This window comes from Sphingobacterium mizutaii (assembly GCF_900187125.1).
In the GTDB taxonomy this organism is placed as follows: domain Bacteria; phylum Bacteroidota; class Bacteroidia; order Sphingobacteriales; family Sphingobacteriaceae; genus Sphingobacterium; species Sphingobacterium mizutaii.
In genome coordinates, this window is record NZ_LT906468.1 from 2,021,592 (window position 1) to 2,043,404 (window position 21,813).

The 21,813-nt window shown below is 39.3% G+C and carries 19 protein-coding genes; 11 read left to right on the top strand and 8 right to left on the bottom strand.

The genetic code is table 11. From position 1 onward, the window contains the following. Position 1: 1 nt before the first annotated feature. From hisG to CKW03_RS08670, 5 genes are all read right to left on the bottom strand, one after another. A complete protein-coding gene (hisG, locus tag CKW03_RS08645; protein ID WP_093095827.1) occupies positions 2-853 on the bottom strand; it encodes an ATP phosphoribosyltransferase in 852 nt (283 codons plus the stop codon). A gap of 254 nt (positions 854-1,107) precedes the next feature. Further along, on the bottom strand, positions 1,108-1,404 hold the full coding sequence (locus CKW03_RS08650; RefSeq protein ID WP_093095829.1) for a hypothetical protein: 297 nt from the start codon (positions 1,402-1,404) through the stop codon (positions 1,108-1,110). 240 nt (positions 1,405-1,644) lie between these two features. Next, the gene (locus CKW03_RS08655) at positions 1,645-4,224 is read right to left on the bottom strand and encodes a DUF5686 and carboxypeptidase-like regulatory domain-containing protein (RefSeq protein WP_093095831.1); all 2,580 of its coding nucleotides are present in this window, start codon (positions 4,222-4,224) and stop codon (positions 1,645-1,647) included. 454 nt (positions 4,225-4,678) lie between these two features. Next, positions 4,679-5,869 carry an EamA family transporter gene (locus CKW03_RS08665; RefSeq protein ID WP_093095836.1) on the bottom strand — a complete coding sequence of 397 codons (1,191 nt, stop codon included), beginning with the start codon at positions 5,867-5,869 and terminating at the stop codon, positions 4,679-4,681. Positions 5,870-5,877: 8 nt separating this feature from the next. Continuing rightward, on the bottom strand, positions 5,878-6,357 hold the full coding sequence (locus CKW03_RS08670) for an Lrp/AsnC family transcriptional regulator (protein ID WP_093095838.1): 480 nt from the start codon (positions 6,355-6,357) through the stop codon (positions 5,878-5,880). Positions 6,358-6,606: 249 nt separating this feature from the next. Here CKW03_RS08670 and CKW03_RS08675 point away from each other — a divergent pair, with 249 nt between their 5' ends. From CKW03_RS08675 to CKW03_RS08700, 6 genes are all read left to right on the top strand, one after another. Continuing rightward, complete coding sequence (locus CKW03_RS08675; RefSeq protein WP_307724193.1) at positions 6,607-9,531, top strand: FAD-binding and (Fe-S)-binding domain-containing protein; 2,925 nt, start codon at positions 6,607-6,609, stop codon at positions 9,529-9,531. Positions 9,532-9,578: 47 nt separating this feature from the next. After that, positions 9,579-10,223, top strand: a complete 645-nt coding sequence (locus tag CKW03_RS08680) for a hypothetical protein (RefSeq protein ID WP_093095841.1) — start codon at positions 9,579-9,581, stop codon at positions 10,221-10,223. A gap of 49 nt (positions 10,224-10,272) precedes the next feature. Continuing rightward, positions 10,273-11,160, top strand: coding sequence for a hypothetical protein (locus CKW03_RS08685; protein ID WP_093095844.1), 888 nt, complete (start codon positions 10,273-10,275; stop codon positions 11,158-11,160). A gap of 5 nt (positions 11,161-11,165) precedes the next feature. Beyond that, entirely contained in the window at positions 11,166-11,975 is an 810-nt protein-coding gene (locus CKW03_RS08690; RefSeq protein WP_093095847.1) for an alpha/beta hydrolase, read from the top strand. 146 nt (positions 11,976-12,121) lie between these two features. Further along, the gene (locus tag CKW03_RS08695; RefSeq protein WP_093097730.1) at positions 12,122-14,458 is read left to right on the top strand and encodes a TonB-dependent receptor; all 2,337 of its coding nucleotides are present in this window, start codon (positions 12,122-12,124) and stop codon (positions 14,456-14,458) included. Between the two features lies 1 nt (position 14,459). Next, on the top strand, positions 14,460-15,266 hold the full coding sequence (locus tag CKW03_RS08700; RefSeq protein ID WP_093095849.1) for a DUF4249 domain-containing protein: 807 nt from the start codon (positions 14,460-14,462) through the stop codon (positions 15,264-15,266). On the opposite strand, the gene CKW03_RS08705 is transcribed toward CKW03_RS08700, so the two are convergent. Continuing rightward, the gene (locus CKW03_RS08705) at positions 15,255-15,869 is read right to left on the bottom strand and encodes a polysaccharide deacetylase family protein (protein WP_093095851.1); all 615 of its coding nucleotides are present in this window, start codon (positions 15,867-15,869) and stop codon (positions 15,255-15,257) included. The genes CKW03_RS08700 and CKW03_RS08705 overlap by 12 nt on opposite strands. Before the next feature lie 68 nt (positions 15,870-15,937). Between CKW03_RS08705 and CKW03_RS08710 the strand changes: the two genes are divergently transcribed. Further along, positions 15,938-16,843 (top strand): ComEA family DNA-binding protein, encoded by a 906-nt coding sequence (locus tag CKW03_RS08710; RefSeq protein WP_093095853.1) that lies wholly within the window; start codon positions 15,938-15,940, stop codon positions 16,841-16,843. A gap of 5 nt (positions 16,844-16,848) precedes the next feature. Next, positions 16,849-17,382: an adenine phosphoribosyltransferase gene (locus CKW03_RS08715; protein WP_093095855.1), complete on the top strand. Its 534-nt coding sequence runs from the start codon at positions 16,849-16,851 to the stop codon at positions 17,380-17,382. 104 nt (positions 17,383-17,486) lie between these two features. Here CKW03_RS08715 and CKW03_RS08720 read toward each other — a convergent pair whose 3' ends face one another. Further along, positions 17,487-18,011: a hypothetical protein gene (locus CKW03_RS08720; protein ID WP_139185427.1), complete on the bottom strand. Its 525-nt coding sequence runs from the start codon at positions 18,009-18,011 to the stop codon at positions 17,487-17,489. 19 nt (positions 18,012-18,030) lie between these two features. Beyond that, positions 18,031-19,566 (bottom strand): 2,3-bisphosphoglycerate-independent phosphoglycerate mutase, encoded by a 1,536-nt coding sequence (gene gpmI / locus CKW03_RS08725; RefSeq protein WP_093095860.1) that lies wholly within the window; start codon positions 19,564-19,566, stop codon positions 18,031-18,033. 200 nt (positions 19,567-19,766) lie between these two features. Here gpmI and CKW03_RS08730 point away from each other — a divergent pair, with 200 nt between their 5' ends. The 3 genes from CKW03_RS08730 to plsY all read left to right on the top strand — a co-directional run bounded on the left by CKW03_RS08730 (position 19,767) and on the right by plsY (position 21,765). Continuing rightward, the gene (locus CKW03_RS08730) at positions 19,767-20,171 is read left to right on the top strand and encodes a DUF4783 domain-containing protein (RefSeq protein ID WP_175486280.1); all 405 of its coding nucleotides are present in this window, start codon (positions 19,767-19,769) and stop codon (positions 20,169-20,171) included. Positions 20,172-20,243: 72 nt separating this feature from the next. Further along, positions 20,244-21,101: a carboxylating nicotinate-nucleotide diphosphorylase gene (nadC, locus tag CKW03_RS08735; RefSeq protein ID WP_093095863.1), complete on the top strand. Its 858-nt coding sequence runs from the start codon at positions 20,244-20,246 to the stop codon at positions 21,099-21,101. A 13-nt stretch (positions 21,102-21,114) separates the two neighbouring features. Next, positions 21,115-21,765, top strand: a complete 651-nt coding sequence (gene plsY, locus CKW03_RS08740) for a glycerol-3-phosphate 1-O-acyltransferase PlsY (RefSeq protein WP_093095866.1) — start codon at positions 21,115-21,117, stop codon at positions 21,763-21,765. Positions 21,766-21,813: the final 48 nt, after the last annotated feature.

A 21,813-nucleotide genomic window follows, 5' to 3' on the forward strand; every position in this document is an offset into this window, starting at 1 on the left:
CTTACATAATGATTTTTTCGATCGGCATCACCACGATTCCCTGTGCACCTGCCGCTTTTAGTTTGTTGATCTTTTCCCAAAAATCATCCTCAGAAATTACCGTATGTACCGCTACCCATCCTTCTTCAGCTAATGGAACCACCGTTGGACTCTTTACACCATGCAAGAGCTCGGTAATTTGGGATAAGTTCTTTTTCTCCACGTTCAATACCACATATTTCGTTTCTTTTGCACGCAGAACCGATTGGATTCTTTGCAAGAGCTCACAGATGATAGGGTTCTCTTCAAGACCATCTCTACCGATCAATATCGCTTCTGAATTTCTTACATCCACAAAAGGTTTCAAACCATTGCTTTTTAGGGTTCCTCCGGTCGATACAATATCACAGATGGCATCACTCAGGCCCAAACCCGGAGCAATCTCCACAGATCCAGAAATCATCTGGATATCAGCGTTGATCTTATATTCATCTAAAAACTGTTGTAGGATATTAGGGTAGGAGGTTGCGATGGATTTGCCGTTCAGGTCTTCAAGGCGGTCGATGCTGGAGTCTTTCGGTATGGCCAGTTTCAAGGTACATTTGCCAAAACCCAAACGCTGCAGATATTGAACATTCGATAAGGTTTCTTCTATCACGTTCTCTCCAACGATGCCGAGGTCAGCAATTCCCTGTTCTACATAGCCTGGGATATCATCGTCTCTTAAGAATAATATTTCAAGTGGAAAGTTGGATACGGTTGTAATTAATGAGCTTTTATAGTTTTCGAAGTCCAATCCGCAATTTTTAAGTAATTGAACTGATTTTTCGTTTAATCTACCTGATTTTTGGATAGCAATTTTGAGATTTTTCAAAATGTAGAGTTTATGTTGAGTGAAAAAATTATTAACAATAAAGAATCTGGGGGTTACTTGCGCTCCACGTAGAAGCCAATACTAATATCTATCGCCACAATGGCGATGATGCATTACGTATTGATGTGTACAAGCGTTCTTCATTTTAATAACGCAACAAAAGTAATGGATATCAACTTTCTATGCAAGGAAATTATCAAAAAAGAATAGACTGGGTATTTTGTGCCTCAAACGAGCTGGGGGTGGCTATTATTTTACAACATCGACCAAATAAACCAACCAGCGAAAATAATCTGGACGAATAAAAATAACTTCGACAAGAAACCAGGGGTCCGGGCAAAATAGATGATGGAGAAAATGCTGAGGATGATTGCTGAGGCGATTAGTAGGGTATGGTCGATTTTCCAGAGGTTGCCAAATCGCTGTTGTGCATCTTCAAAACCATTGGAGTTTTCAGTAAAATAAATCCAAGTGGAAATATAGAACACATTCAGCAACAAGGAGAAATATGCTGCTACCGTTTTGATGATATTCCAAGTTTTTGGATCCATGATCAAATTTTAGATTCTTAAATTTAATCATTCATTCGCATATTTCCTATTAACTACCTATTACAAGTGTTTCATTGATAGGTGCCTAATACAAAAAAAAAAGCGGACACTAGGCCCGCTTTTCTTAGTCAGCTGATAAAACTTCTACACATTCCAACCACACATTTTCTATCACTGACCCTCTTCACATTATTTAAACTATTTCCACATTTACTAACCCTCTAAAATCTCCTTCGCTCCTTAAAAATCAAACTTCACTCGTGCACGGATTCCCCATTCTGGAGCATCTGGATGATCTAAATAGTTTAATCTCTTTACCACATCAACTCGTAATACTTTAAATATATTGGCTACACCGGCACTTGCCTCCATGTAGGGTTTATTTCCAAAGGTAAAGGACATCTGTTCACCCGATCCATTGGTCTGCCAATCATAAACTTGATTGTTCAAGCTCGGGTTGTTACTGTCACGCAATCCACCATAGACGCCTTTGAAACTAAAGACCTCTCTCAACTTCAGTTTTTTCAATAATGGAGCTTTATTGAAAATAAAACCATTCATATAATACTGCACATTCCATGAAGCATGATGATCGGAAATGAATTCCATAAAGTTCATCAAGTTATACGACTGCAATTGATAAGCGTACGTCTGGTTTGCACGATGGATGTTCAATACTGGGAAAGGCAAGTTATTACCAGCAATGTAAGTTCCATCTACGTTAATGTCAGCATAACCCAATTGCGATAGGTAGAATCTTTTGAAAATACCCGCAGAGAAGTTATGGTAATTGTATTCACCACCAAATACTCCTTTCACGCCCGCTGTATAGTTGAAGGTCATGATCGGGTATTTATTGAAAATTGGAGTCCTGTATAATTTTCCCTGATAGAATTCTTCTTTTGGAGCATATCGGAATCCAACGTTGAATTCAGTGCTCTGCAAGTTGTTCACGATCTTATGTGAACCATCCGCCATTGGTAGGGTATAGGAAAGGACACCGGCTGGCGTTTGTTTCCAAGTTCCCAAACCTGCATTCATCGAGAAGTTATTGCTGAACTCTACCTTATAATCTAATCGGTAAACCTCATTGTACAGATAACTCTTGTTCTCACCACGTTTAAACGATAACAATACGTTATCCTCTTGTACGAACTCTAAGTTCTGTCCAGGGATTTTAGTGTCGTATGAAGCAGATACCCGCAAATAATGCTGTGGAAATTTATAGATCGACTTATTGTTCAAGGAATAAGTTCCTGCTAAGAAATATTTCCATTTTTGGTCCTCAAATCCGTAAGCACCATATCCTTCCGCATAGAAACGCTTGCTCAATTGCTCCGTGGTACGACCACCAACACGTAAACGGAACCCTTCTACAGGATTATAGGAATAAAATGTGTTCACAGGACCGATTTCAACTGGACCTGCTTGTTTATATCCTGACAATACCAAAGCAGAGATATCCATGAAGGTTCGGAAAGATGGCATGCTCTGTAAAGAGTCAATATTCGTGTAGATAGAGCGTTCCGATTTGGAAAGCGGCTCAGGCCGTAAGGTAGCCCAATAGCTTTCGGATTTTGTTTCTGCTACTTCTTGCTTCTCCTCCGGAATTACCACATATTTATCTGGTACCGCATAGATGCTATCAGGACGGACATTTCCATTGACGTAATCATTGATCAAGACAACGCGTTTGCCTTTGATCCCCTTACCTTTATTGGTAATGGAGAAATCGATCCCTAAACTTGATTTTGTCAAGTAATACTTATTGTCATTGGTTTTATTGAAACCAAGTTCAATGTTCAAATCCCGAACAAAGTTCAAGTTGATCTCATCACTGACGGTCATTTCAGCGCCTTTTACGGCGTAATTTCCATCAAGTGTTACATAAAGCTTTCCTTTAAACAAAAGATCGTTTTTATTTCTAGGGAAGAAGCTTAACTCTACCAAAGATTCATTTTCATTCTTTATCGTGTCTGTAATGTAGAAACGATAGAAGGTAGGTGCCGAATTGGCGATTGGACTCAAAAATTGATTCGTCAAGATGGTGATATTGTTGTCATAGATCTCCACCTCATCATAAAGTCGGTTGAAGTATTTACTTAGACCATCATTATCAATAAATTTTGGGTCAAACTCAGCCTTACGGTCTGCTATGATATATTGCTTTTTGGCATTAGGGTCTTTTCTAAAGTAAACCTTTGAAAATTTCTCTTCCATATAAGCCGGCAATACATAGTTGGATGCTGTCTGTGCAGTATCGTCCTTTTCAAATAGGAACTGATATTTCTTGAATACCTTTTTGTTCTTGAACTTTTCATCCAAATTGCTCAATCCCAAACTGATCTTTTCGTATTGATCGTATTCAGCATAAGCCTGGCCTGTCAAGCGGTTTTGATCACGATGTTGGACCACCTTTCTGATCAATTCTACTGCAGGATTGTTTTTGTTGGAATATTTGCCTCTTTTAGGAGCTCTGACTACAATTTCCTCAATCGAGTTGGCAGGGAACAACATCACGCGGATAGTTTGTTCTCTTTCAGCACTTACAGGGTACTCTTCAGGGTCAAATCCTACCGAACTGATTTTGATTTTCTTATACTCTGCTGGAATGGTCAGGGTATACTCTCCATTTTCATTGGAACTTGTCCCAATATCCTTATTGGCGCCCATTACTTTAATGGATGCATAAGGGATAGCCTCATAGTTATCAGCGTTCATTACCTTCCCCTTGATGGTGATGAAACTCTGGGCAGATAGGCCTTGGAACGAAAAAATCATTCCGATTAGTATGGCAAAGTAAAATAATCTCGTTTTCATGCTATGACTTTTTGACTTTTTATGCTTTGTGTTCAAAAAGTATTGCAAATAAAGATAATATTGATGATTTATTAAATAGTCCTATTGACGATTTGACTTTTTTATGATAATTAGTCAATAATTATTTGTTGTTATGACAATTTGTTTACAGGAGGATTCTGCTGCAAATAAAATCGGTGTAATAGTCTTCTTGATTTGTAACATTGGGGTGTTTTTTTCGGACCTTGCTTTGACCTCATTCGAGACACATTCGGTAAATTCCGAATGTGTCTCGAATAAAACCCAAGTTGACAACGTAAATTTTGAATCTATTTTACTGTTAAAATTTGAATAGCTGGGAAGGAGAGTTTGGCAGAAGACTCAGATGGCTCATCAGTCATTGAAGAATAATCGAATCTAATAAAAAAAGCGGCTGTATATGCAGCCGCTTTTAAAATAATATGGTTCTATTTTTCTAATCGTAGAATTCCTGATCAAAGTTTTTTCCTTTGCTTTTGTCAGTAGCATCATTCTGCGGATTAGAATTCCCTTTTTCTGGGTTATCCTTCGGTTTTTTAGTTTTCTTCTGTCCAAATTCGGCCACCTCCACGATCCTTGGGATACTACTTTTAGGTGCCATATGGCGCAGTTTGCGGATTTTACGCCTGCGTTTATAGTTTTTGATAATGGAGCTATCTCGATATAGGTTCCAATTCATCAGCAATACACTGAACAGCACGACAGCAAGTCCGATGATCTGCATGCGGCTGACCAAATGATCAGTAAAGAAGTGCACCAGGATTAGGGCAACAATTGGGTTGACATAAGCATAGGTACTGACCTCTGTGGCTGGACGATACTGCAATAAGAAAATATAACAGCTGAAGGCCAAGATGGATCCCATTAAAGCTAGATAAACCATGGCTCCCCAATATTCTAATGGAACTGATCCGAATTCGAAACTTTTATATTCTCCATTCAACAAAGCAACCGTGGTAAAGGCCACGCCTGCCACGACCATTTGCCAAGCAGTCTTGACCATTACATTTAGGTCTTCTTCTGGCTCTTTAGCAGTGTTTGGATCAGCAGACTTCTTGTTGTCCGATTTCTTATTGTACTTTGAAATAAGTGAACCTACGGTCCAACCTATGGTTCCTACAGTCATGACGATCATGGCGGTAAGTTTTTTGTCATTGTCACCTTCATTTGCTGAAGCTCCAAAAATCTGCTCTGCAAATAACATGACAACACCGAGGAAACCAAGGATAAGGCCTAATAAGGTCGGTATGCTGGAGAAGTTTTCTTTCCATTTTGGTTTATCCAGGATAATGAACCAAATAGCGGTAGCGGCAGAAAGAATAGATACGATGGCGCTAGAGATATACTGCTCTGACCAGATAATGGCCGCCATATCAATAAAAAGTAAAAGGAAACCGACCAATGCGGCGTCTTTTACAGCACTCTTAATATAAATTTTATATCCTTTTACCCAACAGTAAAACATCAGCAGTGATCCTGCAATGATGAATCTGATAGACCCCAATACAAAAGGAGGGAAAGCGTGCAAGGCTTTCTCAATAAAGAAAAAGGTAGATCCCCAAACGATGTACACCACCAAGTAGGCAAAGATGATGATGCTGCCTGATGGATTTGATGATTTTACCATGTTTTATGTTAATCCTTTGAAGGAATTACTAATTTATTATCTTCTTTTACTGTCTCTAGAACGATAGTAGTTCTTGTTGATATGATACCTTCTATCTTGCTCAGGGTGTTGCGCATAAGGTCAACAAGTCCTGCAGAGTCATTGGTTCTCACTTTGATCAGGTAACCATCTTCTCCAGCAATATCATGGACTTCCAATACTTCAGGGATTTCGGCCAAAAGTAAACCTACTTTCTGGACACCGATGATATCCTGGGTTTTGATAAAGATGAAAGAAAGCATTTTTTGATCTAAGGCAGCAGGGTTGATCCGAGCATTATATTGTAGGATTACTTCCTTCTGTTCCAGTTTTTTGACCCTTTCCAAAATTGCTGAAGGGGCCATGCCTAGTTCGCGAGCAATATCAGCATTATTCGTGCGGGCATTGTCCTGCATAATTCTGATAATCTGAAGATCAATTTGATCCAATGAAATTTCTAGTTTCGCCATAATGGCGCAAATATCGGTAAAGCCGAATTAAATTCAAAGAAAATAGGTAAAAAAAGAATTTTATTCAGTGAATTATGACTTTATTAGGATAGGAAAGATTTTTTTGAGCAAGCAATTGTAATTTTTTCTCAAATTATTGTTGCTGAGGTTTATACGAATATAGTCAATTCGAGCTAGATATGGAAATATATGTTTATCACTTATAATTAGTGAAACAATGTGTAGTTTTGTTATTCAATCTATCTTATCGTGTCAGTACAGTTAAAATTAGCTGCCTTAGCAGAATCCCTACAGGGAGATTTCTTTTATGATGAAAGTATAGCATCTCATCAGACGATGCGTTTAGCCTATTCTACTGATGCTTCGGTGTATCAGGAGTTACCATTGGCAGTCTGTATTCCCCAACAAATACAAGATCTGAAAACCCTAATTCGGTTTGCAAATGAAAACCAGGTTACCTTGATTCCTAGGACTGCTGGTACTTCTTTGGCTGGTCAAGTTGTGGGGGCTGGGATTGTGATCGATATCTCTAGGTTCTTCAATCAGATATTGGAAGTCAATCAAGAAGAGCAATGGGCGAGGGTTCAACCGGGAGTGATCCGGGATGACCTGAATGCCTATTTGAAACCTTATGGGTTGATGTTTGGGCCGGAAACTTCTACAGCTAGTAGGGCCATGATCGGCGGGATGATTGGAAACAACTCATCCGGTTTGCATTCAATCGTTTGGGGAGATACGCGTCATAATCTATTGGAAGCTAATGTGATATTGGATGATGAGTCTGAAGTGCAGTTTAAAGAACTGAATGAAGCTGCCTACTTTGAAAAGCTGTCCTTAAAATCTCGTGAAGGTGATATTTATAGAAACCTGAACGCTCTATTGACCAATAAAGAAAACCAAGATGCCATCCATGCGGGCTATCCTAAGTCTGAAATTACCCGTCGGAATACGGGCTATGCTTTGGATATGTTGTCAGATACCAGTCAACCATTCAACCTGTGTCGACTATTGGCAGGATCGGAAGGGACAATTGGTATCATTACGGAAGCAAAAATAAAGTTGATGCCCCTTCCTGCAAAGGAAATTGGCCTTCTTTGTGTTCACTTCAACGATATGGTAGAATGTATGCGCGGGAATGTCATCGCTTTGAACAATAAACCTGAAGCTTCCGAATTGGTCGATAAGTATATTCTGGACTTTACAGTTGGGCATCCAACCTATCAATACAACCGCTTTTTTATCGAGGGTGATCCTGAAGCCTTATTGATCGTTGAATTTAGGGGCAATAGCCAAGAAGAGATTGCGCATAAAGCCGAGCGTTTGGTCCATGAACTAAAAGCTGCCGGATTGGGTTATGCCTATCCTTGGATTACCGGTGTTGAAAAAACCAACCTGGTTTGGGATGTGAGAAAGGCCGGATTAGGATTGATCCGGAACCTGCCTGGCGATTCCCAACCGGTCAACCTTATTGAGGATTGTGCCGTTTCTCCTGAGGATCTGCCGGCTTATGTTTCCGATATACAAGAGCTGTTGAAGGAAGAGCAGGTACATGCTTCGTATTATGCCCATGCTGGGGCAGGTGAGCTGCATATCGAACCCTTTATAAACCTCAAGACAGCTGATGGAAAAAAGCAGTTCCGCCGGATTTTAGAGAAAACCACGGATTTGGTCTTGAAGTATAATGGTTCATTAAGTGGTGAGCATGGTGATGGTCGATTGCGAGGAGAGTTTATTGGTAAAGTCTTAGGTGATCAAGTATATCAACTTCTGTTACAGGTAAAAAACATATTTGACCCAAACAATATATTTAATGCAAAAAAGATAGTCGATACACCTCCAATGGATACCCATTTGCGTTATGACCATGTTACGGATGCGAAGCAAATCAAGACCTATTTTGATTTTACGAAGAATGAAAGCATCCTTCGTTTGGCGGAGAAATGCTCGGGTTCTGGGGACTGTAGGAAAACAGAAATAACAGGGGGCACGATGTGTCCATCTTTTATGGCAACTCGGGACGAGAAAGATACAACCCGGGCAAGGGCGAATATGTTGCGTCAATTTCTGACCAACTCGACCCAGAGTAATCGATTCAATCATGAGGAGATCAAGGAGGTAATGGATCTTTGCTTGAGTTGTAAGGGCTGTAAAACGGAATGTCCGTCTAGCGTCGATATCGCGAAGATGAAGGCCGAATTCCTGCAGCATTATTATGATGCCAATGGTAGTCCGTTTAGAGCGAAGTTGATTGCCAATTTTACGGAATCTCAAAAATTGGGTTCTTTAGTTGCTCCAATCTATAATTTCTTTGCAACAAATGGTTTTACCTCTAGCATCATCAAATCAGTGGTGGGTTTTGCTCCTGGGAGGTCATTGCCAAAAGTGCATGGAACGACATTTAGTAAATGGGCTTCCAAACAACCTCTTAGTAATAATAAACGTAAGGTTTTTCTATTTAGTGATGAGTTTACAAATTACAATGACACGGAAGTAGGGATCACTGCCCATAAATTATTAACTGCTCTGGGATATGAAGTTATCGTTCCTAAGCTAAAGGAAAGCGGTAGGACTTATTTGTCGAAAGGTTTTGTTAAGAAGGCAAAAGAATTGGCAAATCAGAACGTGGATTTAGCCTCTCAGGAAGTCACTTCGGAGAGTCCATTATTGGGTATTGAGCCTTCAGCAATTATCACATTTCGCGATGAATATCCAGATTTAGTGGATGAGTCAAAACGTGAGCAAGCTAATATATTGGCGAAGAATGCCTTGATGATCGATGAGTTTTTGGTCCGTGAAATGAAAGCGGGTAGGATACATCCTGAACAATTCACGGCAGAACCTCAAAAGATCAAGCTACATGGTCACTGTTATCAGAAAGCTTTTAAATTGGTGGATGCTACCAAGGAGTTTTTATCCTTCCCTTCGAATTATGAAGTAGAAGTTATACCTTCAGGTTGCTGTGGTATGGCTGGATCATTTGGCTACGAGAAGGAGCATTTTGAGGTTTCCCAAAAAGTAGCTGAACTGGTTTTATATCCTACATTGCGCAAAACTGGCCAAGAATACCTTATTGCAGCAGCAGGAACTAGTTGTAGGCATCAGATCAAGGATGGGCTTCAGCGGAAATCATTCCATCCTGTGGAGATTATATATGACGCTTTGATCAAGAAATAATAAACAAATTTTGTAATTTATTGTATTAAAAATAAACGAAAGAGATTATGAAAAAGATAACAACTTTAGCTTTGCTAGTTTCTACAGCGGTTTGGATGGGTTCATGTGGTAATTCAAACAAAACCGAGGGTGGTTCAGGTGATTCCACGGCGACAACGGCTTCTACTGCTTTGAAACCGATGACCAACACAGCAGATGGGAGTTTGCTGCACCTGTACTTTGATTTAACAAATCCTAGCCCGACTGATTCTTCTATCGTTTATGATGCAAAAGCAGAATACAATAATGAGCCTGTGGGCTTTAAAGTGGAGGTGCTGAAGACCATTGATGCAGGTATTAATGCGCAAGGGCAACCGGATGAGGAATTAGGATTTAGGAAAGGATCAGTGCGGATTACCTCCAATGGAGCTCCTTCTGATAATTTCGTGAAATCATTGGGTAATTTGTTCAATTTGCCTACAGATGGTAAGATGACTACCAACACTTTGGTTCCTTTGGTATTTTCATCGAACAAAGAAAAAGTTGATCTTTCAAAGCCTGGAACCTATAGTTTTAAGTATTTCTTTGATAACAGTTCTGGCAAGGAAGCTGAGATTTTTGGTTATGTTGATACCTACAAACAATCCTTCGAACTTGGTGAAAAAGATTCAACCAATCGAGCAGCATTAATTTCTGCATTTGAAGGTAAATAAAATTTATTTAGTGTATTTTAGAGGACCAGTTAAAAGCTGGTCCTTTTTTATGCAATTACACTACATCAGGTTAATATTTTGTCTATTTTTTCTAGTCCTGGGCTACAATGAATTGCTTGCTCAAGAGGTTCTTCATTCTGAACGTGTATCCAAGGGAAAGGTTAGCGATCCTGCACTGGATGAGATATCCGGCATAATTGCTTCTATTAATAATCCGGGAATGTTTTGGGTACATAATGATAGTGGGGATGAGGCCAAAGTTTATTTGATTGATTCGGCTGCTAGGCTTATGTGCAGCTTTCAATTGGAGGGCGTAGAAGCTAAAGATATCGAAGATATTGCCTGGGTAGAACTAGAGGGGCAATCTTATGTAGTTTTAGCGGATATTGGTGATAATTTGGCGGAACGGTCCAATCTGTCCCTTTATGTCTTTCCTGAACCGGTTTTGAAAAAGGGAGTGAAGCAGGATTCGATTGCAAAGGCTAGCATTTCCATCAAGCAATTGAAATATCCAGGAAAAGCAAGAGATGCTGAGGCCGTTTTTATTGACCCTTTGGATAAGCAATTCTATTTGATATCGAAAAGAGAATTTAGGTCTTCATTGTATTCTGCGGATATCTTCAAGGAAAAGAAGCAGATTTATCTGCTCAATCCCAGATTTAGTTTTCCTTTTACTTTTATTACAGCGGCAGATATTTCCCCTAAAAGGGATGCTGTCATCATGAAAAACTTAACTAGCATATTTTATTGGCCTATAGGTAGAAATGATTCTTTGCTTGAAGCATTGAAGAAGCAACCTTTGCCAATTCCCTATGAACCGGAGCCACAAGGTGAGGCCATCACTTTTGATCGAAAATCTGATGGTTTTTTTACAATAAGTGAGCGTCCTTTTGGCCTTGACTCGTATCTTTATTATTATCATATATCAAAACACTAAATCCTATGAGAATTATTTTATCCTTACTGCTCTTGCTCCTAAGTTCGGGATTTGTCCGAGCGGCCAAGGTGGATACCATTGCCGTGCATAGTGCGGCCATGAATAAATCGATCAAGACGGTTGTTATCCAACCGGAAGGGTCAAAAAAGAAAGATCTGCCCACCTTATATCTTTTACATGGCTACTCTGGAAATTATGCTGATTGGGTAAACAAGGCACCTGTAATCAAGGATTTGGCAGACCAATATGGAATATTGATTGTTTGTCCGGATGGAGGTTTTGGTAGTTGGTATTGGGATTCAGAAATTGATCAAAATTTTAAATACGAGACTTTTGTTGCCAAAGAATTGGTGGATTATATCGATGGGAAATATCCGGTCATCAAAGACCGCAAGAAGCGTGGCATCACTGGGTTGAGCATGGGCGGGCATGGAGCGCTTTATTTAGCAATCCGCCATCAAGATGTTTTTGCAGCTGTAGGTAGTACCGCTGGTGGTTTGGACATCCGTCCGTTTCCTAATAATTGGGATATGGCGAAAAGGATAGGAGCGTACGACCAACATCCGCAAGTTTGGGATAGCCATACAGTGATGGAACTAACACACTTGATTAAACCAAAATCATTAGAAATATTTATCGATTGTGGCACAGATGATTTTTTTTATGCGGTAAATCATAAATTTCATGAAAAATTAGCCTACTTAAATATCCCACATCGATATTTAAGCATGCCAGGGGCGCACAATTGGGATTATTGGGGTAAATCAATTCAATATCAACTAATATTCTTTCAAGAGTTCTTTTCTAGAGCATAGGATTATGACTATATTGGATAAATTATTTGCTACATTGAATAACATTAATAAATTTGGACTTTATACTTGATTATAAACCTGTAAAAGCCATTTTGTTGTTCAGAAGGGCTTTTTTACTTTTGACCATGATTTTTAACCTAAAGCGAATGAAATCGCTATCTCAATGCATGAGCATCAGTCTCATAATGCTGTTAGTTTTTGTATGTGATTTTGCATCTGCCCAAGAAAAATTAACCTTAAGTGGTTATGTTCGCGATGCCAATTCTGGTGAAAATTTAATTGCGGCTGTAATTCGAGTAAGAGCGCTTAATTTAAGCACTTACTCCAATAACTATGGGTTTTATTCTATCTCGTTGCCGGAAGGTAAGCATGAGATCGAAATCTCCTATGTAGGTTATGCCACTAAAGAAGAGCAAATTGAAGTCAATGCCTCTAAGCGTCATAATTTTGAATTGGTTTCCAATTCGAGTGTGATCGAGGAAATCGTTGTTACCGGCAAAAAGGAGGACGACCATGTCACTTCTGCGCAAATGGGTAACTTGAAGTTCAGCATGGAGGAATTGAAGAATATACCGGTCCTTTTTGGTGAAAAGGATGTGTTGAAAAGCATTCAATTACTTCCTGGTGTTTCTTCTGGGGGTGAAGGTAGTGCAAATTTCTATGTGCGTGGGGGTGGCGGAGACCAAAATTTAATCTTATTGGATGAGGCTACCGTTTATAATGCATCCCATTTAATGGGCTTTTTCTCTACTTTCAACTCTGATGCCATCAAGGATGCCAATCTGTACAAAGGTGGTATTCCGGCGCAATATGGTGGCCGTATATCTTCGGTAATGGATATCAGCATGCTGGATGGTAATAATAAAAAGTTCAGTGCCGAAGGTGGGATCGGTTTGATTGCTTCTAGATTGAAGCTTGAAGGACCAATTGTAAAGGATAAAAGTTCCTTTATGATCAGTGGTCGCCGTACCTATGCGGATCTGTTCTTGAAGTTTTCTTCGGATGATAGGGCTAAGCGAAGTAAACTGTATTTCTATGACTTGAACGCCAAATTCAACTATAAACTGAATGATCGGAATACCATTTACTTATCGGGTTACTTTGGAAAGGACGATTTAGGTTATTCAGATCTATTTGCATTTGATTGGGGCAATTCAACGGCGACAGTACGTTGGAATTCCATCATCAATTCGCAATTGTTTAGCAATACTTCCCTTATCTATAGTGATTTTGCCTATCACGTTAATGTAAACAGTGATGATTCAAAGTTTAGGATTGCCTCGAAGATCAGGAACTTAAACCTGAAACAAGACTTCTCTTATTATTCCAACGATAATAGCACCATCCGATTTGGTGTCAATCTATTGCGTCAAGAAATCCGTCCTGCCAGCATCAGTGCAGTCGACGAATCGGATATCAATAGCATCACGATCGAAAGTAGACAAGGTGTGGAGGCATCGGCCTATATATCCCATGATTGGAAGCCTTTTGAGAAGCTTTCCTTGATCTATGGACTTAGATTAAGTGATTTCATGGTGATGGGACCTGGCACTTTCTACGAATTTAATGAAGAGGGAGATGCGACTTCTGAATCTTATTATGAATCAGGGATCGCGAAACATTATTTCAATATTGAACCAAGGCTTTCTCTTTCTTACGCCTTCAATTCAAGCAACAGTATCAAAGCGAGCTTCAATAGGATGACCCAAAACCTGCACCAGTTGACCAATACCACGGCGAGTTTGCCAACTGATCAATATATGGTGAGTAGCATGAACGTCAAACCGCAAATTTCGGATCAAGCTGCATTGGGTTACTTCCGTAATTTTAGGGATAATACCTATGAGTTTTCCGTCGAAACCTATTACAAGTTTATGGACAACCAAATTGACTTCCGGAACGGTGCGGACCTGCAGGCCAATAAACAATTGGAAGGTGAGCTATTGTATGGTATAGGTCGTTCTTACGGGGCAGAATTCCTGATGAGAAAGAAAAAAGGAAAATTGAACGGGTGGATAAGCTACACGCTTTCGAAGAGTGAAAGGCAGTTTGACCAGATCAATGATGGTACTTGGTTTAATGCAAGGCAAGACCGTACGCATGATGTTTCTTTGGTGGGAATCTACCAGATGTCCAAGAAATGGACCTTGGGAGCTACCTTTGTATATTATACAGGGAATGCCATTACCTTCCCAAGTGGTAAATACCTAATCGATGGAAGGACCATGTTCTACTATGAGGAGCGTAATGGTTATAGAATGCCTGATTATCATCGTTTGGATCTGTCGTTAACCTATGAGCCTAAGAATGAACGTAAGAAATTCCATTCTAGCTGGGTATTTGGCGTCTACAATGCCTATAACCGTAAAAATGCTTATGTAATTGATTTTAGAGAGAATAAAGAGAATGCTAATATCACTGAAGCTTATAAAATAGCCTTGTTTGGAGCTATTCCTTCAGTAACCTGGAACTTTAAATTTTAAAATGATGCAAAAGAGATCGATATATAGTTTGTTCATTTTTTCCTGTATACTCTTATTTAGTAGTTGTGAAGAGTTGATTGATGTAGACCTTAACAAGGTCAATCCACAGGTCGTGATTGTTGGGGATATGAACAATGAGGAGAGTAGCCATGAAGTTCTTGTGACGAGGACGGTTGATTTTGATGAGCCGAGACCTTATGAGCCTATTTTGGATGCATCTGTGTTCATTCAATTGGGCAATGGAAGGATCTTTAGGTTTAATTCCATCGGCGAGGGCAGGTACGCAAATTCCAATATGCCTATTTCAGTAGGAGAAACCTATACCTTAACCGTCACGGTTGATGGCAAGGAATATAAATCTATCACCAGGATGCTGCCTTATATCGAGGTGGAATCCATTGGTGTCAATCAGGAGACGATATTTAATAATACCTATTACTTCCTGAACTTTAAGTTCTATGACCCGGAAGGCGAGGATAACTATTATAGGTACAGCATCAAGATCAATGATGGACCTTTTAAATCAAATGCTGTTTTCTCTGATAAATACAATAATGGCAATGAGGTAACTCACCAATTGGGTAGGGAATATGGCAATGAGATCAAGCCAGGTGACCAATTGTTAGTGAGAAGGTATGTGATCAGTAAAGAATCGTATAATTATTGGTCTGAATATATGTCAACTAATCCAGGAAGTGCTTCTCCAGGTAACCCAACATCCAACATCAGTAATGGTGCATTGGGTTATTTCAGCGTAAGCAGTGCAAGGGATTATACCGTTGATATTGCTAAACCCTCAGACGAATAAGGTTTTAAATTGATACCCTCTTTCCAACAGGGTATCAATGCTTTTCGGTAAAGCATATTTCACATTATCAATAGCCTTGATATTGTCGTGAAAGACAATGATACTGCCGTTTCGAGTGTAGTCAACACAGTTTCTATAACATTTTTCTGGGCCGATCTTATGATCGTAATCGCCCGTTAATACATCCCACATGATGATTTTATAGTCTTTGGACAAGATCTTCATCTGGGATTTTTTGGCCCTGCCATAAGGTGGGCGAAATAAAGATGTTTTAGTTAATGCATTGCATTTGGCAATATTATCCAGATACTTTTCGTCTTCGGTGGCCCAGCCTTTCAGATGATTGAAGGTGTGGTTTCCGACCACATGTCCTTCATCAAGGATCCTTTGGAAAATAGCAGGATGTTTCTGGACATTTTCTCCGACACAGAAAAAGGTAGCCTTGATGTTTTTATCCTTTAAACAATCCAAGATCCAGGGTGTGATTTCTGGAATAGGACCGTCATCAAATGTTAAGTATATATTATTTCTATCTTTTTCTTTTCTCCAAATCGCCTGTGGATACACATAATTGAGGATAAAAAAAGGGCGGACAAAATGCATATTGTATCAATCAGATATTTTTACAAATTTAATCAAAGTTTTAACAATGGATTAGCATAAGTTTTTTGATGATGCGGAAGCTTGCCGAGTACTTTCAACTGACCCAAAAGGAGCAAAGGGGTATGTTGTTTTTGATCTGTATCTTATTCCTGCTCTTTTTAGCCCATGTATTCCTCCCGCTATTTTTCCCAAAAAAAGAAATCCCAATCAGAATAGAACATTTTCCGGTAACTGAAACTGCTGACCCTGATTCAAAGGTGAAGGCATATTCAGCTAATAAACCTATTTATAGAGGAAAGCCTAAGGTTGAACTCTTCAGGTTTGATCCGAATACCTTGGACAAAGAAGGTTGGCAAAGACTGGGATTAAGTAGCAAACAGGCACAGGTAATCATCAATTATAGAAATAAGGGAGGAAGGTTTTACAAGAATGAGGACCTAAAGAAAATATATTCGCTACATGAGGAGAAACTGCAAGAAATCCTTCCGTATGCGGAAATAGCCGAGCTGGAGAAAAGCGATTTCGTTGCAGCAAAACCTAACTTTGAAAGAAAGGAATTTGCTAAAAAGAGGAATCGGGTTGTAGAAATCAACAGTTCAGATAGCTTAGCATTCATGGAATTGCATGGAATTGGTCCAGCCTTTTCAAGACGTATAGTTCGTTTTCGAGAAGCTTTAGGAGGTTTTGTAAAAGTTGAGCAGATTGCAGAGGTATATGGCTTACCCGAGGAAACATTTCAGAACATTTTACCGTATCTAAGCATCGATACAAGCTTGGTCAAGCGACTTGAAATCAATCATGTCAATCAGAGTGATTTAGGTAAACACCCTTATGTAAAGTACAAAAGAGCACAAACCATCATCAATTATAGGAAACAGCACGGTGCATTTAAATCCATGGCCGATTTAAGGAAAGTTCTTTCGTTGGATGAAGATTTTTTCCGTAAAATTGAACTTTATTTGGATTTTAGATAACATCGATGATTGAAGAACAACTGAAGGCCTATATTCGTGATATTCCTGATTTTCCGCAACCAGGGATAGTATTCAAAGACATTACCCCTTTATTGCAACAACCTGAATTGGTGAAATTGGCAGTGAAGGAGTTTGTTAGAAAACTTGAGGGAATAGAGATTGATGTCATTGCCGGAATTGAGAGCAGAGGTTTCTTATTCGGATTCCTACTGGCTCAGGAACTCAATAAGCCGTTTGTGCCGATTCGTAAGCAAGGTAAATTACCTTTCCATACTATTTCTGAATCCTATAAGCTTGAGTATGGTCAAGCGACTATAGAAATGCATGAGGATGCCATACAGGAAGGTACGAAGGTATTGATGCATGATGATCTATTGGCGACAGGAGGAACGGTTGTGGCTGCGAGTAAATTGGTAGAAAAGCTTGGCGGTATCATTACAGGTTACTCCTTTGTGATAAGCTTAGATTTCCTGCAAAGCGCTGGAAGGTTGACACGATTCAGTGAAAATATTATTTCATTAGTCCACTATGAAGATTAATTAAAACAATCTTATTAAAAGCTGGTTTATTGAGTTAGACGACGCTTATTAATAAAAAAGGCTCGAAACAGTATTGTTTCGAGCCTTTATTTTTTTGGACGGTTTTAAAACTCGCCTTGGACTTTGTAATAATTTGCACCCATTACTTTTACCTGCTGGTTCTTTTCTACCAAATAAAAATTGTTCTTCTCATAAACCAGAAATTCAGAGGTTTTGTAAAGTGTGTTCCGAACTTCCTTCTCAATGGAAATCATTTCAAGCTGTCCAGCTTTGTCCATTTTAATCCGTACGCAGGACAAATCTAATTCCGGATTAGTAAAACTATATTGAATCAATGAATCTGTCGCATCAACTTTGACAAAACCGGCATAGGCTGGTTTATTCAAGTCAATAGCCTGAAAGCTGGATAGCTCTACCTGCCAATCTTTGATCTTTAGTTTCTTGGTTTCTTCTTGCTCGTCCTTTTTTACCGTTTTATTGATTTCAGGATTTAACGCTGCTAAGGAGTCTATTTCCTTTTGGAAAAAAGCAGGGATGTCAAAATATTTCTCTTGACCCGCCTGTTGCTTTTTCTCTTGGCTGCTGTTACCGCAACTATAAAAAGCAGCAGTAAGGATCACTGCTGCCACGATTTGAATGTTTTTTATATTAATATACAAGGACATCTCCTGTCATTTCGGTAGGGATAGGTAAATTCAACAGCGCCAATACTGTAGGAGCAACATCACCCAATTTACCGTCTTTAATGTTTTTATATTGACTATCGATCAAGATACAAGGAACCAAGTTGGTCGTATGGGCAGTATTCACTGAACCATCCTCGTTGATCATGAACTCGGAGTTACCATGGTCAGCCAAAATTATAAAGGAATAGCCATTATTAATACCTGTTTCAACCACACGCTTGGTGCAAGCATCCACTGTTTCCACAGCTCTAACAACTGCTTCAAATACTCCAGTATGACCAACCATATCAGGGTTTGCAAAGTTTAAACAGATGAAATCTGGACCATTCTCCTCCATATCCTTACAGATAGAGTCGGCAATTATATTTGCGCTCATCTCTGGTTGTAAATCATAGGTAGCAACTTTCGGCGAAGGAATCAATAATCTTCTTTCACCTTCGAATTCGTTTTCACGACCACCAGAAAAGAAGAAAGTAACGTGAGGATATTTCTCAGTTTCAGCAATCCTAACCTGTGATTTATGTTGAAGGGATAAGGTTTCACCCAAAGTCTGAGTAAGGTTATCTTTTTGGAAGATTACTTTCACATCTTTAAACGTATCATCATACGAAGTCATTGTCACATAGTACAACTTCAATGGATGCATATCATATTCCGGAAATGCTTGTTGTGTAAGGGCAACAGTGATCTCACGACCGCGGTCTGTACGGAAATTATAACAGATAACCACATCACCTTCTTGAATGGTAGCTTTAGGAAGGCCATTGGCATCAACCATTACGATTGGTTTTAGGAATTCATCCGTTACACCTTCGCCATAGGATTGTTCGACTGAAGCGACAAGGTTATTGGAAGGGATACCCATACCCTTAGTTAATAGGTCATAAGCTTGTTTTACCCTTTCCCAACGGTTGTCACGGTCCATGGCATAGTATCTACCAATTGCCGAAGCAATTGTGCCTACAGAATGCTTTAAGTGGTTTTCTAAATCAGTAATATAACCAGCACCCCCATTAGGGTCAGTATCACGACCATCCAAGAAGGCATGGATAAACACTTGATCATTTGTAAGGTTAGCAACCTGCGCTGCATCCGTCAAGGCTTTAAGATGTTCAATATGTGCGTGTACACCTCCATCAGAAAGCAAACCAATGAAATGTACCTTTTTGTTATTTGTTTTAGCGTATTCAAAAGCACCTTGTATAGTCGGGTCTACTTTGAAGATACCTTCTTGGGCAGCTTTATTAATACGACCTAATTCTTGGTAAACAATTCTACCAGCACCTAGGTTCATATGGCCAACCTCAGAGTTGCCCATTTGACCAGCAGGTAATCCTACGGCTTCGCCAGATGCTTCAAGTTTGGAGTTAGGATAGGTTGAAAGCAAATAGTCTAAAAAAGGAGTGTTAGCGGCTATTACAGCGTTTGAATTATCATTTTTTCCGTAGCCTAATCCATCCAGGATCAATAGTGCTACTTTTTTATTTTCAGAACTCATTACACAAATATACTCATAATTCATAAAAATGTTAAGGAATGGCAGGGTATAGTTTGTATTGCAACAAATTAGTGAATATGTGTTTTTAACAAGGATTGGCATAATTTTCGCTTATTGTTCCTCGGAAAATGAATTTAATGTTTAGTGGCTGTTATGAAATATAATGAGCTGCTTTTGACACCAAGTCAATTATGTTAGGAATGTGGAATGGTTATTGGAAAAAAATAAGGCAGATTGCTCTTGCAATGCTGCTTTTGCCGTTTCTATTGCTCACTAGTTTTCAATCTGACGTAGCTTTAGAGCTTTTAGGTGCTCTAAAGGCGAACAACGCCAAGAACGTGGCAAACTTTTTTGGGCAAAATGTTTCTCTTTCCATCAAGAATGATTCGGGTTATTATTCAAAGTTCCAAGCTGAAGTGATATTGAGCGACTTTTTCCGGTTGACCAAAACCTCCGAAGTAAAACAGGTTCAACGAACTAACAGCAGTAACAACAGTTTTTATATAGTCTATCAGATCAAGACAAATCAAGGTTCTTACCGTGTTTTTGTCAAGTTAGTTCAGTCGGGGGGAGATGCCCAAATCAATGAACTTCGGATAGAATAATGTTTAGTTTTTCGTATTTAAGTTTCCATATAAATATATTTTTATTCATCTTCGCTTAATTTTAAATTGTAAATGGAGAGAGAATTCAAAGATAAACTAGTACATTTTGTTCAAGAAGCCCTTGTTGAAGATGTAGGAGCAGGGGATTATACCTCATTATCTACGATAAAAGAAGAACAATTAGGAGAGGCTCAATTATTAGTCAAAGAAGAGGGTGTCCTTGCAGGGGTGGAAGTGGCTAAAGAAATATTTTCTCAAATTGACCCATCCATAGAATTTACACAGCTTATCGCTGATGGCAGCTCTGTAAAATACGGAGACATCGCCTTCAAAATAAAAGGTAAAATCCATACTATTCTTAAAGGTGAACGTTTGGTGCTCAATATTATGCAGCGCATGTCTGGTATTGCTACCCAAACTGCCCAATATGTGCAGGCCATAGCTGGAACTGCTGCAAAGGTATTGGATACCCGGAAGACAACGCCTTTATTAAGGTTTTTGGAGAAGAAAGCTGTTGAAATTGGAGGAGGTTCCAACCATCGTTTTGGTCTATATGATATGATCTTGATCAAAGATAATCATGTGGATTATGCCGGGGGTATCTCAGCTGCGGTAAATGCAGCCTTTGATTACAAAAAACAAAACCAATTAGATATTGCGATCGAAGTAGAAGTCCGGAATTTTGAAGAATTAACCGAAGTCCTAAAACTACAGGCTGTGGATCGTGTTATGTTAGATAACTTCAGTCCTGCTCAAGTGAAGGAGGCCGTTGATTTAGTTGCGGATAGATTGGTGACGGAGGCTTCTGGCGGGATCACTTTGGATACGATTGCTGAATATGCAAAAACGGGGGTAGATTTTATCTCTGTAGGGGCATTGACGCATTCCGTCAAAAGTCTGGATTTAAGCTTAAAAGCAAAACTTATTTAGTAAATTGCTGTAAATGATATCAATATACCTTGTTGGAATTGTCATATTAGCATATCTTTTCGGTTCGATCCCTACTGCGGTATGGTTTGGGCAGGCATTTTATGGAGTTGATGTACGTGAATATGGAAGTGGAAATGCTGGTGCCACCAATACCTTCCGGGTATTAGGCAAAAAGGCTGGTTCCATTGTGATGTTCGTCGATATCTTGAAAGGATGGACTGCAACCAATTTACCTTATTTATTAGATGCCACGATTGTAGGAAACCATGATGCCCCTCAATTTGTCAATGTTCAATTGGCATTGGGTGTAATCGCTGTTTTAGGACACTTATTTCCCATTTTTGCTGGCTTTAGAGGCGGTAAAGGTGTGGCGACATTATTCGGGATGGTCCTTGCGATCCATTGGCCTGCAGCCTTGGTTTGCGTATCGGTTTTCCTAGTCGTACTCCTTGTCACGCATTATGTATCCCTCAGCTCCATTATGGCTGGCTTCGCCTTCCCATTTAGTGTAGCATTTATTTTTAAGACCACCGTACCTTCCATTCTCTTATATGGAATCGCAATTTGTGCCCTAATTTTAGTCACTCACCAGAAAAACATAGAGAGACTGCTCAAAGGCAAAGAATCCAAAATATATTTATTCAAGAAAAAAACACAGGATTAAACTTTTGGGTACAAGTTTTGTTTAATACTTCAAGATAATTTAAATGTA